Source organism: Actinomadura sp. K4S16 (genome assembly GCF_008327685.1).
In the GTDB taxonomy this organism is placed as follows: domain Bacteria; phylum Actinomycetota; class Actinomycetes; order Streptosporangiales; family Streptosporangiaceae; genus Spirillospora.
The window spans coordinates 394,731-410,726 of the sequence record NZ_BDDE01000014.1 but is presented as its reverse complement, the minus strand read 5'-3'; the positions used below and the strand labels follow the sequence as shown (position 1 = coordinate 410,726).

Sequence of the window (15,996 nt, the reverse complement as noted above, 5' to 3'; positions counted from 1 at the left end):
TTCGCGATATGCAGAACTATTTTCCGCGCACGGGGCGTTTTCGAGCCGGATGAGGAAGTCCAGGCGAATTCCGGGTGGTGTGGCCGGGCAAGGCTTGGTGAAGGCGTTGCCGACTACTTGACGACGGCGGAGCTGAAGGTGGGCGGGTCGCCGAGATGCCCGCGGTGGGACCGGGGACTGCTCCCGTCGACGTCCACCACGCCCAGTTCGGCGCCGAGCTCCGCCCCGATGTGGACCTGCCCGCTCCACCGCATGAGCTCAGGGTGCCGGGCGAGCGCGTCGATCACCCGGCCGCTGAACTCGGCGGACTCCGCGCCCGCGGCGAACGACCTGTACCGGTCCGGGACGCCCTCGAAGAGCGCCTTGTTCCGTTCGGTCTTCAGCAGACCCATCCATAGCGAGATGACGGCGACGTTGTAGGGCTCGAAGTCGACCGCCATGTCATGCGCCATCTTGTCGACGGCGGCCTTGCCCGCGCCGTAGGCCGGGCCGTGCATGTAGCAGCGTCCGCCGAAGGACGAGGTGTTGACGACGAGGCCCGCGTTGTTCCGCACCAGCAGCGGAGCGGCGTAGTAGCCGGCCACGTAGGCCGAGCGCATCCCCACGTCGAACATGCTCTGGAGCGCCAGCGGCTTCTCCCAGAACGGCCCCTTGCGGGTGAGTCCGTCCGGGATCGTGAACGCGTTGTTGACGAGGATGTCCAGCGCGCCGTGCTCGCGTTCCACCCGCTTGAACAGCTCCGCCACCTGCTCGTCGTCGGAGTGGTCGCAGATCACGGGCACGCCGGTGCCGCCGCGGGCGTCGATCTCCTCGGCCGTGGCGAAGACCGTGCCGGGGAGGTCGGCGTCGCCCTCGGCGCGCGTCCGTCCCGTCACGTACACCGTCGCCCCGGTCGCGCCGAGGGCCAGCGCGATGCCCTTCCCGGCGCCGCGGCTGGCTCCGGTGACCACGACGACCCGGTCTTCGGTAAGGCTCACCTGGCGCTCCCAGCGAGGAATACGAGCATGGCCGCCGTGGTCTCGGCGGGCTTCTCCATCTGCATCATGTGGCCGGCGTTCTTGATCATCTGGACGCCGCGGACGTCGGCGTGGTGGTCGCCAAGCCTGTTCAGAGGGTCGTCGCCGTGCCAGCTCTCGAGGTCGGCGTCCTGCTCGCTGCCGATGAAGTAGTACGGGACGGGGTTCTTCCGGTCGCCGTAGGACTTGCGGTACTCCCAGGACAGGTCCATCGCCCGGTACCAGTTGAGCCCGCCCGTGAAGCCGCTGCGGCTGTAGGCGTCGACGTAGAACTCCAGCTCCGTCTCGGTCAGCCACGACCAGGGGAGCGGCGGCGTCTCGGGAAGGGCGTCGATATAGGACGTTCCGGGAGGTTGCCGCCAGACGTCGAGGTAGTGGTAGTCGCTGGAAAGCGCGTAGAAGACCTTGCGCAGGAACTCGCGGGGCGCGGCGGCGAGGTCGCGGTCGGCGACGCCGGGTTCGGCGAAGTAGTGGATGTGGTTGAAGTGCCGCTTCGCCTGGCGGGCGGCGAGCGTCAGCGGCGACTCCTCGCTCGGCGTGAAGAAGGGGTTCTCCAGCCCGATGATCGCGGCGACGCGGTCCGGGGCGTGGTACGCGAGGTCGTAGGCGGCGAAGAGGCCGAAGTCGAGCCCGCTGAAGACGGCCCGCTCCTCGCCGAGGTGGTCGAGGAGGCCGGTGAGGTCGCCCACGATCCGGTCGACGTCGTACTCACGGTGGTCACGCGGGCCGCTGGTGTGCCCCATTCCGCGCATGTCGGGCGCGACGACCCGGAAGCCCGCGTCGGCGATCGGCCCGATCTGGTGGCGCCAGCTGAACCAGATGTGCGGGAAGCCGTGCAGGAGGACGACGAGCGGCCCCTCCCCCTGCTCCACGTAGTGGACGTCCAGGCCGTTCACGCGCGCGTACCGATGACTCCAGCCGGACATGCTGCGGTTCCTTCGGTTCGGGGAGCCGACCTTCGGACTGTGCAGGACGGCGTCGCCACCGGCACCGGCGTGTCCCGCTCAGTGGGAACCGAGCGTGATGCGGACGATCGTCCCTTTGGACGGCGCGGACAGCAGTTCGGCCCGTCCTCCATGGGCGGCGGCGATGGCGGCGACGATGGGGAGGCCGAGGCCGGTGCCGCCCTGCGCGCCCCGGTGGAAGCGTTCGAAGGCGCGCGCGGCGTCCTCCGGGGACATGCCCGGCCCCTCGTCCGCCACCTCGATCAGGCCCGGCGCCAGACGGACGGTGGTGGGCGTTCCGGGGGGTGTGTGGGCCCGCACGTTGGCCAGAAGGTTCGCGAAGACCTGGCGAATGCGGGCCTCGTCGACGGTGGCGGCCAGAGTGTCAGGGGCGTCCAGCACGATGGGACGGTCGGGGTCGGCGGCGGTCGCGTCGGCCACCGCGTCCCTGGCGAGGGCGACGAGGTCGGTGCGGACGGGGTGCAGCGACGCCTCGCGGTCGAGACGGGCGAGTTCGAGGAGGTCGGTGACGAGGCTGTTCATCCGACGTGCCTCCTCCTCGATGCGGCGCATCGCGTCGGGCAGCTCGTCGGGCCCGAGGGCGCCGTGCCGGTACAGCTCCGCGTAGCCCTGGATGGTGGTGAGCGGCGTCCGCAGCTCGTGGGACGCGTCGGCCGCGAACTCGCGGACCCGGGCCTCCGACCGGCTGCGCGCCCAGAACGCCTGCTCGATCCGCTCCAGCATCACGTTGATCGCGGAGGCGAGGCGGGCCGTTTCGGTGCGCTGCCCGGGGCCGGGCATGCGGGCGCGCAGGTCGCCGCCCGCGGTGATGGCGTGCGCGGTGGCGGCCATCCGGCCCAGCGGCAGCAGGCCGCGGCGGATGAGCCACCGGCCGAGCACGAGCAGGACGGCGAGGAGCAGGGCGGCCGTGGCGATCTCGGTCAGGACGAGGTTGCGGACGGCCGCGTGGATCTCGGTGAGGGGGGCCGCCACGACGATGACGCCGTTCCGCGACGGACGCGCCACCGCGCGCAGACCGGGCAGGGAGAACGGTTCGAGGGTGCGTGCGCGGGCGGCCAGCTCGTCGGGGCCCAGCCGCCGCACCTCCCGCACCGCCTGCTCGGGGGCCGGCGCGTCGCCGCTGAGGACGCGGACCCGTCCGGCCGGGCCGACGGCCAGCACCACGAACTGCGCGGGGGCGACCCCCTGCTCCGGGAGGCCGGGGCGCAGGAGGCGCGTGACGGCGCGGTCGCGGGTGGCCTGGAGTTGCCCGTCCACGCGGTGCATCAGGTACCCGTTCAGGACGAGCGCGCTGACCAGGCCCATGATCGCCAGCCCGGCGGTGGTGATGGCGAGCAGGCCGGTAAGCAGCCTCGCGTTGAGCGTCATGGCCGCAGCGCGTAGCCCACCCCGCGCTGGGTGTGGATCAGCGGGGTGCCGAGCGGATCCAGCTTGCGGCGCAGGTAGCTGATGTAGGTCTCGACGACCTGCGGGTTGCCGTGGTCCCAGCCCCACACGCCGTCGAGGAGCTGGGCGCGCGAGAGCACCATGCCCGCGTTGCGCATCAGGTAGGCGAGCAGCCGGAACTCGGTCGGGGACAGCTCGACGGGGACGCCGCCGCGCCGCACCGTCCAGTGCGCCTCGTCGAGTTCGAGGTCGGCGACGCGCAGCACTGGCCCGGCGGAGGGCGCCGGCGGGGCCGCCCGGCGAAGGACGGCCCGCACCCGGGCGATCAGCGCCTCGATCGAGAACGGCTTGGTGACATAGTCGTCACCGCCGAGCGTGAGGCCTCTGACGGTGTCGGACGGCGTGTCCCGCGCGGTCAGGAAGATCACCGGGACCTGGTCGCCGTCCGCGCGCAGTCGCCGGCACACCTCGAAGCCGTCGAGGTCGGGCAGCATGACGTCCAGCAGGACGAGGTCGGGAGGCGCCTCGCGGACGGCCCGCAGCGCCTCCTCGCCCGTGCCGGCGGTGGCGGTCGCGAAGCCGTGGAAGCGCAGCGCGACCTCGATCAGGTCGCGGATGTTGGCCTCGTCGTCCACGACGAGCACCCGCTGGGTCTCGCTCATCCGCTCCCGCAGCCCGTTCCCTCGCCCGCATCGTGCCCGCACATCGGGGTTTCCCGCCCGAAACTACCCGGCATGGTCGGTGCCGGCGGGTCAGCGGTGCTGCGGGACGCGGATCAGCCGGGCGGTCCGGGTGTCCCCGGAGCGCTCCCCGGCGACGAGCACCTGGTCGCCGCCGGCCAGGCTCTTGAGGGACGACTTGTCGCCGTTCTTGCGGACACGGGTCTTGTCGTCGGTCTTCCATGTCCAGGAGGCGCCGTCCTCGCTGCGGACGGTCACCCCGCTCCCCGAGATCGACGTGATCTTGCCGCGCTGCCAGGTGGCGAGGTGGAAGCCGTCCTTGCGCTTGACGGTGGCCTCGCCGTGGACGCCGTTCAGGGCGCGCGCCCGGCGGAACGGGTGCCCCTTACCGGGGTGCCCCTGACCCGCGTGCGCCGTGGGGGAGTGGGACGGCGCGGGGTCGTCGGCGAAGGCGGGGACCGCGAGGTAGAGACCGAGCCCAAGAAGCCCCGCAGCGCCGACACCAGCCGTGATCGTCTTCCGATTGGTTCGCATGCGGATCATGTAACCGGCCGCATCTGGCAGAAGTCCACGCCCAACCCTGAGAGAACCCTGAGAGTCCCCCAACCACCCCCAGCCACCCCGTGCACCCCATCCGCCGGCAAACGCGTCGGCGAGGAACCGTTCAGGCCCTGGCCCCGTCCTGCCCGGGGCTTCGGCGAATCGTTCGTGCCCCTCGGGTCAGGTCCAGCTCGTTCCTTTGCTGCTCCGGCCGGTACTTGCATAGGTCCAGCTCGTGCCGGCGCGGGTCCAGGTGGTACCGGGAACGGTCCAACTCCATGTCGTCATGCACAGATGGTAATTACTTGATGACAGTTTGTAAAGAGTCGGTGATGCATCTGTTCCGTGGCGACACGGGAGTACCGCCATTTCACCCGGCCGCCCGGATCCCCACACCGCCCCCCGCACCCAAACCGCCTCCGGCGTCTCGCGCTGTCTCCGGCGTTCCGTGTTGGCTCGGCGTCCGCCGCCGTCGCCAGCGTTCCAGGCCTGCCTTGGTGTCCTCGGACGGCTTCCGTGTGGCGGTGCGCGTTGGCGGCTGGGGCCGGGTTAGTCGGAGGCGAGGGTTTCCAGGACCTGGTCGCCGTACTTGGCGAGTTTGTTCTCGCCTACCCCGTTGACGCGGCCCAGCTCCGCCAAGGAGGTGGGGAGGGCGGTGGCGATCTCGCGCAGGGTCGCGTCGTGGAAGATGACGTAGGCGGGGACGCCCTGCTCCTTGGCGGTCGCGGCGCGCCAGGCGCGCAGCCGCTCGAAGATCGGCATCGCCTCGGCGGGGAGTTCGACCTGGGCCTTGGCCGCCTTGGCGGTCTTCGCCGCCTTCGCGACGGGGCGTTCGGCCTCGCGGCGCATCATGACCTTGCGCTCGCCGCGCAGCACGCCGGCGCTCTCGTCGGTCAGGACGAGCGTGCCGTGGTTGCTCTCCACCGCGATCAGGCCCTGCGCGAGAAGCTGGCGGATGACGCCGCGCCACTCGACGTCGCGCAGCTCGGTGCCGATGCCGAAGACCTTCAGCGAGTCGTGGTCGAACTGGATGACCTTCGCGTTCTTCTTGCCGAGGAGGATGTCGACGATGTGGCCGGCGCCGAACTTCTGGCGCCGCTCGCGGTCGAGCCGCACCACGGTGGACAGGACCTTCTGGGCGGGGACGGTCGCGTCCCACGTCTCGGGCGGGGTGAGGCAGGTGTCGCAGTTGCCGCAGGGCTCGCCGGACTGGCCGAAGTAGTCCAGCAGCTGGACGCGGCGGCATTCGACCGTCTCGCAGAGGGCGAGCATGGAGTCGAGGTGCATGCCCTGGCGGCGGCGGTGCGCGGCGTCGCCCTCGCCGCCGTCGATCATCTTGCGCAGGTTGACGACGTCCTGCAGGCCGTAGGCGAGCCAGGCGGTGGACGGGAGGCCGTCGCGTCCGGCGCGGCCCGTCTCCTGGTAGTAGCCCTCCACGGACTTCGGCAGGTCGAGGTGGGCGACGAAGCGGACGTCGGGCTTGTCGATGCCCATGCCGAACGCGATGGTCGCGACCATGACGAGGCCGTCTTCGCGGAGGAAGCGCGCCTGGTTCGCCGCGCGGATCTCGGCGTCGAGGCCCGCGTGGTACGGGAGGGCCTCGATGCCGTTCTCGGTCAGGAACGCGGCGTGCTTCTCCACCGAGTTGCGGGACAGGCAGTAGACGATGCCCGCGTCGCCCTTGTGCTCGCTCTGGAGCAGGCGCAGCAGCTGGCGCTTGGCGTCGGTCTTCGGCTCGATCCGGTACTGGATGTTGGGGCGGTCGAAGCTCGCCACGAAGTGGCGGGCCTGTTCGAGCCGGAGCCGGGACGCGATCTCGCCGCGGGTGGCCTCGGTGGCGGTCGCGGTCAGCGCGATGCGGGGGATCTCGGGCCAGCGCTCGTGCAGGCCGGACAGCGTCAGGTAGTCGGGCCGGAAGTCGTGCCCCCACTGGGACACGCAGTGCGCCTCGTCGATCGCGAACAGGGAGACGTCGCCCCGGTCGAGCAGCTCGACGGTCGCGGCGAGCTTCAGCCGCTCGGGCGCGAGGTACAGCAGGTCGAGCTCGCCGGCCGTGAACTGCGCCTCGACCATGCGGCGCTCGTCGAAGTCCTGGGTGGAGTTGAGGAAGCCCGCGCGGACGCCGAGGGCGCGCAGCGCGTCCACCTGGTCTTGCATGAGGGCGATGAGGGGGGAGACGACGACGCCGGTGCCCTTACGGACGAGCGCCGGGATCTGGTAGCACAGTGACTTGCCGCCGCCGGTCGGCATCAGGACGAGGGCGTCCCCGCCGCCGACCACATGCTCGATGATCTCCCGCTGGCCGTCCCGGAACGCGTCGTAGCCGAACACGCGCCGCAGGGTCTCGAGCGTCTCCGGGGTCTCAGGGGAAGTCACCGGGCCATACTACGAACCGCCGCGGACACCCGTCCCCCGAACGTTCACCTGTGGAAAACCGCCTCCGCGAGCTCAGGGGTCAGCTCGTCGAGGCCGCCCGCGACGTGCGCGGCCAGCGCCAGCGCGTCGGACGCCGGCGGGTGCGCCGGGCGCGGGATCGCGATCACCGTCATCCCCGCCGCGTGCGCCGACCGCAGCCCGTTGCTGGAGTCCTCGATCGCGACGCAGTCCCGCCCCGCGACCTCCATCTGCGCAGCCACGGCGAGGTAGCCGTCCGGAGCGGGCTTGCCGCGCTCGACGTCCTCGGTCGACACGGTCGTGTGGAAGAGGGCGTCCACCCCGAGGTGCGCGAGCACGATGTCGATGAGGGCGCGCGGGGACGAGCTGGCCAGCCCCAGCGGGCGGAACGCGGCCATGCGGCGGACGGCGTCCTCGGCGCCCGGCAGCAGCGGCAGCGACTCCTCGTAGCGCTGCGACATCCGGTCGACCACCTCGTAGGCGACCTCCTCGGGGGTGGCGCCGTCGACGAGGTCGGAGGCGATGTAGTCCGCCCATTCCTGGGTGCTCATGCCCATGAGCCGGTCCTGGGTGTCGGGCAGCCAGCGCCCGCCGCGCTCGGCGACGTAGCCGCGCCGCACCTCCTCCCACACCGGCTCGGAGTCGATCAGGACGCCGTCCAGGTCGAACACGATGGCCTGCACGGACATGGGCCCCTCCACGGTCTCGTCGCGACGTCCCGACACTACCCGCCGCGATCAGAACGGAACCCTGCGCGGCAGGTTCGGACGAATAGCTTCTGACCAGGCTTTATCCGACGAATGCGACATGATCCAGTTTCGGTCTGGCAAGGTGGTGGGCCTCCGCACCCCCTCCGGAGTCACTGCAGAGGAGATCTGCCCATGGTGTTCGTCGGTTTTCTCCTGGTCGCGGCCGCCATCGCCGTCGGGGCCGGTGTCGTCATGGACAACACCGGCCCGGCGAACCTCGTCGTGTTCGGCCAGACCGTCCCGGGCCTGGAGAGCGAGTGGCAGCTCTTCCTCTCCGGCGCGGGCGTGTCCCTCGTCTTCCTCGTCGGCATGACGCTCACCCTCAAGGGCGCCGCCCGCCGCATCCGCACCCGCCGCGACCTGCGCGAACTGCGCGAGGAGCACGAGGAGTCCCTGACCACCCTGGAGATGGAGAAGCGCCGCCTGGAGCGCGAGCTGGCCCGCGTCCGGCAGAGCTCGCCGCGCCGGGACGCCGCGCGGCAGGGCACGCCTCGCGAGACCGCGGTGCAGGGGGTCCGCGTCGCGGGCGGGCGCTCCGGCTCCGGCTCCCAGGCAGCCGCCACCTCGCCGTTCTTCGACCGCGCCGAGTAGGGCGCGGCCCCGGCGGGTCATCCGCCGTTATGACGGGAGTCACCGCCCGTATCGTCTCGCAGTGGGATGACATGGGCGGTTCCCTGCCAGGATGATGCGTGGCGTGCGAATACTTCTCAAGGTCGGCGCCACCGCGGTCGCCCTGTGGGTCGCGACGGTCCTGATCGACGGCATCACGCTCGGCGACCAGACCACCTCCCGGCGGATCCTCACCCTGGTCGCGGTCGCGGTCATCTTCGGGATCGTCAACGCCGTCCTCAAACCGATCATCAAGACCCTCGGCTGCGCCTTCTACGTCATCACGCTCGGGCTCATCGGGCTCGTGGTGAACGCGCTGCTGCTCTGGCTGACGAGCGAGCTGGCGGAGGGGCTCGAGCTGCCGTTCCACGTGTCCGGCTTCTGGCCCGCCTTCTGGGGCGCGATCGTCGTCGGCGTCGTCGGCTGGCTCCTCCACCTGTTCCTTCCCGACGACGACGACGATGAGGACTAGCCCGTCCGGCGCGGACTAGTCCAGCGGGGCGGGCGCGGCGGTCGCGGCGCGCTCGAACGGGCTCAGCTCCAGCCGCCCCGACGGCGAGTCCGCGTACTCCCGATAGCCCGGCGGGCGCGACCCGGCCGTCCCGACCAGGATCCAGCGGCGCGCGCGGACGGCGCCGATGAGGAACTCGCCGTCGGTGACCGTCCCCGCGTCCGCGACGATCAGCGCGTCGAAGTCCTCGTCGCGGACGGTGAGCCCGGCACCGGCCGGCGTCCCGACGACGAGGTCGGCGGTGCGGAGCAGGACCTCGCTCCCCGCCGCCCGGCCGCCCTCCAGGTAGCCGGTGAGCTCCTCGATCCGGGCCATCGCGCGCCGCTGGTGCGCGGGGACGACCTCCGGGTCGTCGGCGGGGTCGGCGCCGCAGATCTCGATCACGCTCTCCCGCGACCGCGCCTCGGCCGCCGCCACCGTCTCCAGCTCGGCCTCCCGCTCGGCGATCTCCCGCGCGGCCTCCTCGGTGCGGCGCTCCAGCGCGGCCGCGGTCTCCGCCGCGTGCGCCGTGGCGGCCTCCGCGTCGGACCGGGCCCGCGCCGCCGCCGCGAGGGCCGCCTCGCGGGACGTCCGCGCGGCGGTGACCCGCTCCTCGATCGCCTGCGCCACCTGGTACGCCGCCCGGGCCCGCAGGCCCGCCTCCGTGGCCCGCTCGACCGCCGCGGACGCCAGCCGCGCCTGCTCCTGATGCTCGGCGCCGACCTTCTCCCGCTCCGCGGCGAGCCAGGTCAGCTCGGTCCCGAGCCGCTCCTGCGCCTCCTGCGCCGCCTTCAGCCGCGCGCCGCCCTCGGACACGAACGACGCCAGCCCGCGCCGGACCCGCTCGGCGTGCTCCGCCGCCTCCTTGGCCTCCCGCGCCCGCGTCGCCGCCTCGTCCGCCTCCCGCGTCCGGGCCTTGACCTCGGCGCGCAGATCGCGCAGCTCCGCCGGCGGCGACGCCACGTGCAGGCGCTGCCCGAGCGTCATCTTCCGGCGCAGGGCCGACAGCGCCGACTCCGCCGAGACCAGCCGGTAGTAGGCGGCATGGCCCTCCGCGGCGGCGTCGGCGTCCGCCGCCGTCAACCGGTGCGCCTCCTCCGCCGCGCCGGGCAGCGCCTCGCGCGCCCGCGCCAGCTCGTCGGTGAGGGACGCCTCCGCCTGCCGCGCCCCCTGCAACTCCGCCTGGGCCGTCCTGGCCCGCTCGTCGATCTGGACGCACCGCGCGTAGGTCGCGTCGGCCGTCCGCGTCCGCGCGGCCGCCTCGGCGCCCGCCTCGTCGGCGGCCTGCTTCAGCCGTTCCGCCTCGGCCAGCGGTCCCGCCAGCTCCGTCTCGGCCTCCTCCTGGACGCCGGAGAGCCGCTCGGCCTCGGCCTGGGCGGCCGCCGCCGCCTCCTCCGCGGCCGCCGCCGCGTTCCGCGCCTCCTCGATCGCCTGGGCGAGGCCCGCCTTCTCCGCTTCCAGCTGCTCGGCCCGCCGCAGATTCTCGGCCTGGACGGACTGGAGCGCCGCCGCGTCCCGCGGCCACTGCTCCAGCGACATCAGCCCGCGCTGGAGCAGCCGTGCCTCCGTCTGCCAGGACAGCCCCCACGCCTCCCCGACCGGCCGCAGCGCCGCCGACCGGACCCGCGTCTCCGGCGCCGACGGCCCCTCCTCGGGCTCCAAGGGCTCTGCGGATTGCAGGGGCTCCACTGGCTCCACGGCTTCCGCGGGCGGCAGCGTGGGCAGCGGCTCGGCCCTGGTAACGGCGGCCGCCGGCTCCGGGGGCGGGCCGGTCAGGGGCTTGAACTCGACCGTCCCGTTGGACCCCGGCTCCCGCAGCGGCGGCGGCTCCTCCTCGGCGGGCGGCTCCTCGACGGGAAGTTCCTCGACGGGCGGGAGCGCCTGCGTCCGCACCGAGCGCGCCTCCGCCGTCTCCGGCTGCGTCTCGATCAGCAGCGAGAAGACATCGGGGTCGCCCTCCATGCCGCGCAGCAGCTCGGCGGCCTTCTCGGGGGTGGGGGCGATCAGCAGGGCCCGCCCGTCCGCCGCCGTGAGCTCCTTGACCGCGTCCCGGACGACCCGGCCCTGGTCCCCTTCGCCGGCCTGGACGAGCCGCAGCCCCTCCGCGCCCTCCAGCGTCCCGGGCGCGACGAGGAACCGGGCGAGCACGTCCCACTCTCCTGCGACCTGCCCGTCGCGCAGCGCCCGGAGGGCCGCGATGTGCGGCGCCCACCCCATCGGCGGGACGTCCTCGGGGACCTCCCGCAGCCGCGCGTCGAGCCCCTCGTAGAACTCGGTCAGCGGCCCGTAGACGCTCTCGACCAGCTCACGCCAGTCACCTTCACCTGCGTCCGTCCCCAGCGGCGGCGTCGGATCGGCGACCTCGATCGGCACCGTCCCCAGCCCCGCCCGAGGATCGAGCCCTTCGTCCCCGACGCCCGCCGCCACGTACCCGGGGGCCTCATCGTGAACGGCCTCCGCGTCATCGTGCAGCCGTTCATCAACCGGGCTCTCCACATCGGCCGCACCACCAACGCCGCCCGCTCCCTCGGCGCCGCCAGGCACCGGCTCGGCCGCCGCATCCTCTGTGCCGCCGGTGAAACGGTCACCGCCCGGCGACTCGGCATCGGCCGGACTCTCACCGGTGAGTTCGGCGTGAGCCGCATCTCCGCCAGCCACGCCCATGGGCTGGTCGCTGCCGGCCACCTCCGATTCGGGCGCGTGACCGGCGGACTGGCCGTGCGAGACCGACCTCGGAACGGCCCTCCCACCCGCAGGGGCCATGTCCTCTGGAAGGACGTGCTGCGCCGCCTCCGCACTCGCGACGCCTTCGGTGACCGGCGCTCCAAATATCGGCGCCTCGACGCCTCCGCGTGGTTCACCGGTCGTCGTCGCAGTCTCGTCCGCGCTATTGGCGGGCTGGCCGTCTGGTGGCGTCGCTTCGGGTGTCGGGCTGGCGGACTGGTCGGCGTGCGGTGCCTCTGGGGCGGCCGTGTCGCGGACGAAATGGCCGCCGATCTCCGTCTGCGCATCGGTCGTCGGCAGGGCGGCGTCGGGTGGACTGCCGACTGGCATCGCCGCGTCCGTCGTGGCGCCGGTGGGCTGGTTGCCGAGTGAGGGCTTGGTGTCTGCGGGGGCCACCGTCGCGTCGGCGTGTTCCGCCTCTGCGGACGCCATGTCATTTAGCGGGACGTACTGTGCCGTCTCCGGTTCGTTCGTGGGTTCGTCATCGCTCGTGTCGACGCCCGGGAGCGGTTCGAAGGCGAGCGTGCTGCCTGCTGGGGAGTCCTCGGCCGGGGGTGCCGTGCTCGCCGGGAGAGGGGCGGTCTCGGTTGGTGGGGTGATGTCGCCTTCGTCGGCCGCCGGGTCCTCGACGGTCGGGAGGGCCTGGGTGGCCTCGGCGGGGGGTTGGGCAGGGGGCGCCTGCTCGTCCGGGGTGGTCGCTCCGGCGGGGTCCGGGGCGATGGGGAGGGGGACGGTGACCGTCGGGAGTTCGGAGTCCGGAACGTAAGCGGGTCCGGTGTTCTCCTCGTCGGGTCCGTTGGCTTCCGCAGGCTGCTTCACGACGTCATCCCGTCCCAGATCGCTCGTCCGGGGCCAGTATGTTCCCCTTCTGGTCCGGACTAACGTCTCACAGGTCGCAGGCTCAGCGGTGCCCCGCGAGGGCGGCGTGGTGATCTTCACCGGGGCGGGGCTCGGGGTCGGGGTGGACGACGGCGCCGGCCAGGCGGGGGAGCGCGTGCATGAGGCCGTGCTCGGCGTCCACGGCGATCTGGTGGGCGCGGACGACGGTGGCGGAGGGGTCGACGACCACGTCGCATTCGGCGCGCAGGCTGTGGCCGATCCAGCGGAGGCGGACGTCGCCCACGCCCAGCACTCCAGGGGTGGAGGAGAGGGCGGCCTCGGCCTGGTCGACCAGGGCGGGGTCCACGGCGTCCATGAGGCGGCGCCAGACCTCGCGGGCCGTCTGCCACAGGACGGTGAGGATCGCCACAGTGATCAGCAGGCCGACGACCGGGTCGGCCCAAGGGGCGCCCAGGGCGACCCCGGCGGCGCCCACGAGGACGGCCAGCGACGCGAAGCCGTCCGTGCGGGCGTGGAGGCCGTCGGCGACGAGCGCGGCCGACCCGATGCGGCGGCCCACGCGGATGCGGTAGCGGGCCACCAGTTCGTTGCCCAGGAAGCCGACGAGGGCGGCGCCCGCCACGGCGGCCACGTGGTCCACAGGCTGTGGATGGGCCAGGCGCTGGACGGCGGCGTACCCGGCGGCGACGCATGACGCGGCGATGGCCAGGACGATGACGACACCGGCCAGGTCTTCCGCGCGCCCGTACCCGTAGGTGTACCGGCGGGACGGCGGGCGGCGGCCGAGCAGGAACGCGATGCCCAGCGGGACGGCGGTCAGCGCGTCGGCGGCGTTGTGGAGCGTGTCGCCCAGCAGCGCCACCGAACCGGTGAACGCGACCACGGCGGCTTGCAGAACCGTGGTCGCGCCCAGGCCCGCGAGGGAGATCCACAGGGCGCGCATGCCCTGGGCGCTCGCCTCCATGGCCGAGTCGACCTTGTCGGCGGCCTCGTGCGAGTGCGGGCGCACCAGGTGGGCGAGGCGCCCCTTCCACGAGTGCCGGTGACCGTGACCATGACCGTGCCCGTGTCCGCTCATCCTCCGATGATGGACCGGAAAACCCGTTGCAGCACCTCGACACCTGCGGCGTTGTCGCAGGTACGCGGCCTGTGTCAGTGCGGGTTGGTGGCCAGAAGCTCCGCCAGGAGGTCGTCCAGGGTGACGATGCCGGCGAACTCGCCGCCCGCGTCGTTCACCACCGCGAGCTGGGCGCGGCCGCGGCGCATGCGGCTGACCGCGTCCAGCACGGTCGTCTCCGCCGTGAGGACGGGGGCCGGGTGCGCCAGCTCGCCCGCGCGGCGCTCGCCGTCGGGCTCGATGATGGCTGCCCGGACGTGGACGATCCCCGTCATCGCGCCGTCCCGGTCGCGCACCAGCAGCCGGCTGTGGCCGCGGGCCGTCGCCGTCCGGCGGATCTGCGCGGCGGTCGCGTCCGCGCCGATCGTGGTGACGGACGTGGCGGGCACGACGAGGTGCCCGACCGTGGCCTCCCGCGCCGAGATCGCGCGGTCCAGCAGCTCGTGGTCGCGGCGCCCGATGAGGCCGAGGCGGCGGGACTCGCCGACCAGGTGGCTGAGCCGCGCCGGGTCGGTGTGGCTGTCCAGCTCGTCCTTCGGCGTCACGCGGATGAGCCGCAGCAGCGCGTTGGTCACCGCGTTCAGCGCCGACAGGATCGGGCGGGACACCTTCGCGAACGCGCGGAACGGCAGGGCCAGGATCAGCGCCGACCGCTCCGGGTGCGCGATCGCCCACGACTTCGGGGCCATCTCGCCGACGACCATGTGCAGGAACGTGATGACGGCGAGCGCGGCCCCGAGCGCGATGGCCTTGGAGCCGGCCTCGGGGACGCCGAGCGCGTGCAGCGGCGGTTCGAGGAAGTGCTCGAACGCGGGCTCGGTGACGATGGCGAGGCCGAGCGAGCACATCGTGATGCCGAACTGGGCGCCGGCGAGCATCAGCGACAGCTCGCGGACGCCCGCGACGGCGGCCACGGCGGGACGGCTGCCCTTCGCGGCGGCGCGTTCGAGCTGCGGGCGGTTGGCCGCGACCAGCGCGAACTCGGCGGCGACGAAGAAGCCGTTGCCGAGCAGCAGCGCGACGGTGATGAGCAGCGAGGTCAGCGGGTCCACGCGACCTCCTCCTCGCCTGCGGTGACGTCCGCGGGCGCGGCCGCGCGGATCAGGATCTTCTCGGCGACCCGGCGGGCCACGCTCACGACCTCCAGTTCGACGGCGCCGCCGTCCACTTCGACGCGGAGCCGGTCGCCGGGGCTCGGCAGCCGCCGCAGCTCCGCCATGACGAGGCCGCCGAGGGTGTCGTAGGCGTCGCCCTCGGGCAGGTCGAGGCCGGTGAGGCGGCGGGCCTCGTCGATGCGCATGCCCGCGTCGACCAGCCAGGACCCGTCGGGCCCGGACGTCGGGGCGTCCTCGGGGCCGTCGGTCTCGTCGGCGATCTCCCCGACGAGCTCCTCGGCGACGTCCTCGAAGGTGAGGATGCCGGCGAGCCCGCCGTACTCGTCGACGACGCAGGCGAACTCCTCGCCGGACTCGCGCATGTGCTCGATGACGCCGTACAGCGGCTGGCTGCCGGGCACCAGCAGCGCGGGCCGGGCGACGGCCCCGATCGGGGTGGACGGGTCGAGGGCGTCGTCGGCGACCTCGCGGACGCCCGCGACGCCGACCACGTCGTCGACCTCCTGCCCGTAGACGGGGTAGGCGCTGTGCCCGGTCTCGCGGATCAGCGCGACCAGGTCGGCGACGGGCGCGGTCGCCGGGAGCGTGCGGACCTGCGGGCGCGGCACCATGACCTCGTCGGCCGTGAGGTCGCCGAACGACAGGGCGCGTTCGAGCAGGCCGGACAGGTCGGCGGGCAGGTGCCCGGCGCTGTGCGACTTGCCGATGATGTCGCCGAGCTCCTCCAGCGTGGCGCCGCTGTGCAGCTCCTCGACGGGCTCGACGCCCACGGCGCGCAGCAGTCGCTCCGCCGCGCGGTCGAACAGCCGGATCAGCGGCCCCGCGACAGCGAGGTAGACGAGGGTGGACGCGGCCAGCGCGCGCGCCAGCTGGTCGGCGCGGGCCAGGGCGAGGTTCTTGGGGAACAGCTCGCCGAGCAGCATCTGGATGAGCGTCGCCAGGACGAAGCCGGTGGCGAGGGCGATCGCCCCCGTGGCCCCTTCGGGGATGCCCACCAGGCCGAGCAGCGGCTGGATCAGCTCCGCGAGGGCCGGTTTGGCGATGAAGCCGACGACCAGGGTCGTCATCGTGATGCCGAGCTGCGCGCCCGACAGCATGAACGAGACCCTGCCGATGACCTTGAGGGCTCTGCGGGCGGAGGTGTCGCCGCGCGCGGCGGCCTGTTCCAGGGTCGCGCGGTCGGCGGCGACGTAGGCGAACTCCTGGGCGACGAAGTATCCGGTGGCGGCGGTGAGGACGATCACCGCGAGAACGCCCAGTGCCGCGGTCAGCATGGGGCACCGGGTCTATGACTGGGGTCCGACACCGCGGACTCACCACTCCTCTCGTTAAATGACGTATCTGTCGTAACGTCACCTGGGACAACGAGGT

The 15,996-nt window shown here is 73.0% G+C and carries 14 protein-coding genes; 3 read left to right on the top strand and 11 right to left on the bottom strand.

Annotation, left to right across the window (positions count from 1 at the left end):
• Window positions 1-113: 113 nt before the first annotated feature.
• The 7 genes from K4S16_RS20325 to K4S16_RS20295 form a co-directional block, all read right to left on the bottom strand.
• Window positions 114-977: an SDR family NAD(P)-dependent oxidoreductase gene (locus K4S16_RS20325; protein ID WP_149260550.1), complete on the bottom strand. Its 864-nt coding sequence runs from the start codon at window positions 975-977 to the stop codon at window positions 114-116.
• Entirely contained in the window at window positions 974-1,942 is a 969-nt protein-coding gene (locus K4S16_RS20320) for an alpha/beta hydrolase (protein ID WP_149260549.1), read from the bottom strand. The genes K4S16_RS20325 and K4S16_RS20320 overlap by 4 nt, the downstream gene beginning before the upstream one ends.
• Before the next feature lie 78 nt (window positions 1,943-2,020).
• Window positions 2,021-3,349, bottom strand: coding sequence for a HAMP domain-containing sensor histidine kinase (locus tag K4S16_RS20315; RefSeq protein ID WP_149260548.1), 1,329 nt, complete (start codon window positions 3,347-3,349; stop codon window positions 2,021-2,023).
• Window positions 3,346-4,029 carry a response regulator transcription factor gene (locus K4S16_RS20310; RefSeq protein WP_149260547.1) on the bottom strand — a complete coding sequence of 228 codons (684 nt, stop codon included), beginning with the start codon at window positions 4,027-4,029 and terminating at the stop codon, window positions 3,346-3,348. Before K4S16_RS20310 ends, K4S16_RS20315 begins: the two co-directional genes overlap by 4 nt.
• Window positions 4,030-4,119: 90 nt before the next feature.
• A complete protein-coding gene (locus tag K4S16_RS20305; RefSeq protein WP_149260546.1) occupies window positions 4,120-4,581 on the bottom strand; it encodes a DUF5666 domain-containing protein in 462 nt (153 codons plus the stop codon).
• A 555-nt stretch (window positions 4,582-5,136) separates the two neighbouring features.
• Window positions 5,137-6,963, bottom strand: a complete 1,827-nt coding sequence (recQ, locus tag K4S16_RS20300) for a DNA helicase RecQ (protein WP_149260545.1) — start codon at window positions 6,961-6,963, stop codon at window positions 5,137-5,139.
• A gap of 44 nt (window positions 6,964-7,007) precedes the next feature.
• The gene (locus tag K4S16_RS20295; protein WP_149260544.1) at window positions 7,008-7,670 is read right to left on the bottom strand and encodes an HAD family phosphatase; all 663 of its coding nucleotides are present in this window, start codon (window positions 7,668-7,670) and stop codon (window positions 7,008-7,010) included.
• A gap of 192 nt (window positions 7,671-7,862) precedes the next feature.
• On the opposite strand from K4S16_RS20295, the gene K4S16_RS20290 reads away from it, so the two are divergent.
• Together K4S16_RS20290 and K4S16_RS20285 are read left to right on the top strand one after the other, a co-directional pair.
• Complete coding sequence (locus K4S16_RS20290) at window positions 7,863-8,321, top strand: hypothetical protein (RefSeq protein ID WP_200841983.1); 459 nt, start codon at window positions 7,863-7,865, stop codon at window positions 8,319-8,321.
• Between the two features lie 103 nt (window positions 8,322-8,424).
• Window positions 8,425-8,811: a phage holin family protein gene (locus K4S16_RS20285; RefSeq protein ID WP_235036937.1), complete on the top strand. Its 387-nt coding sequence runs from the start codon at window positions 8,425-8,427 to the stop codon at window positions 8,809-8,811.
• A gap of 15 nt (window positions 8,812-8,826) precedes the next feature.
• Here the strand turns inward: K4S16_RS20285 and K4S16_RS20280 are convergent, their stop codons facing one another.
• On the bottom strand, window positions 8,827-11,256 hold the full coding sequence (locus tag K4S16_RS20280; RefSeq protein ID WP_149260543.1) for a hypothetical protein: 2,430 nt from the start codon (window positions 11,254-11,256) through the stop codon (window positions 8,827-8,829).
• Between the two features lie 18 nt (window positions 11,257-11,274).
• Between K4S16_RS20280 and K4S16_RS20275 the strand changes: the two genes are divergently transcribed.
• On the top strand, window positions 11,275-11,925 hold the full coding sequence (locus K4S16_RS20275) for a hypothetical protein (protein WP_149260542.1): 651 nt from the start codon (window positions 11,275-11,277) through the stop codon (window positions 11,923-11,925).
• A gap of 529 nt (window positions 11,926-12,454) precedes the next feature.
• Here K4S16_RS20275 and K4S16_RS20270 read toward each other — a convergent pair.
• The 3 genes from K4S16_RS20270 to K4S16_RS20260 form a co-directional block, all read right to left on the bottom strand.
• On the bottom strand, window positions 12,455-13,471 hold the full coding sequence (locus tag K4S16_RS20270) for a cation diffusion facilitator family transporter (protein WP_149260541.1): 1,017 nt from the start codon (window positions 13,469-13,471) through the stop codon (window positions 12,455-12,457).
• A gap of 74 nt (window positions 13,472-13,545) precedes the next feature.
• Complete coding sequence (locus K4S16_RS20265; protein ID WP_149260540.1) at window positions 13,546-14,562, bottom strand: hemolysin family protein; 1,017 nt, start codon at window positions 14,560-14,562, stop codon at window positions 13,546-13,548.
• Window positions 14,550-15,899, bottom strand: a complete 1,350-nt coding sequence (locus K4S16_RS20260) for a hemolysin family protein (RefSeq protein WP_200841982.1) — start codon at window positions 15,897-15,899, stop codon at window positions 14,550-14,552. Before K4S16_RS20260 ends, K4S16_RS20265 begins: the two co-directional genes overlap by 13 nt.
• Window positions 15,900-15,996: the final 97 nt, after the last annotated feature.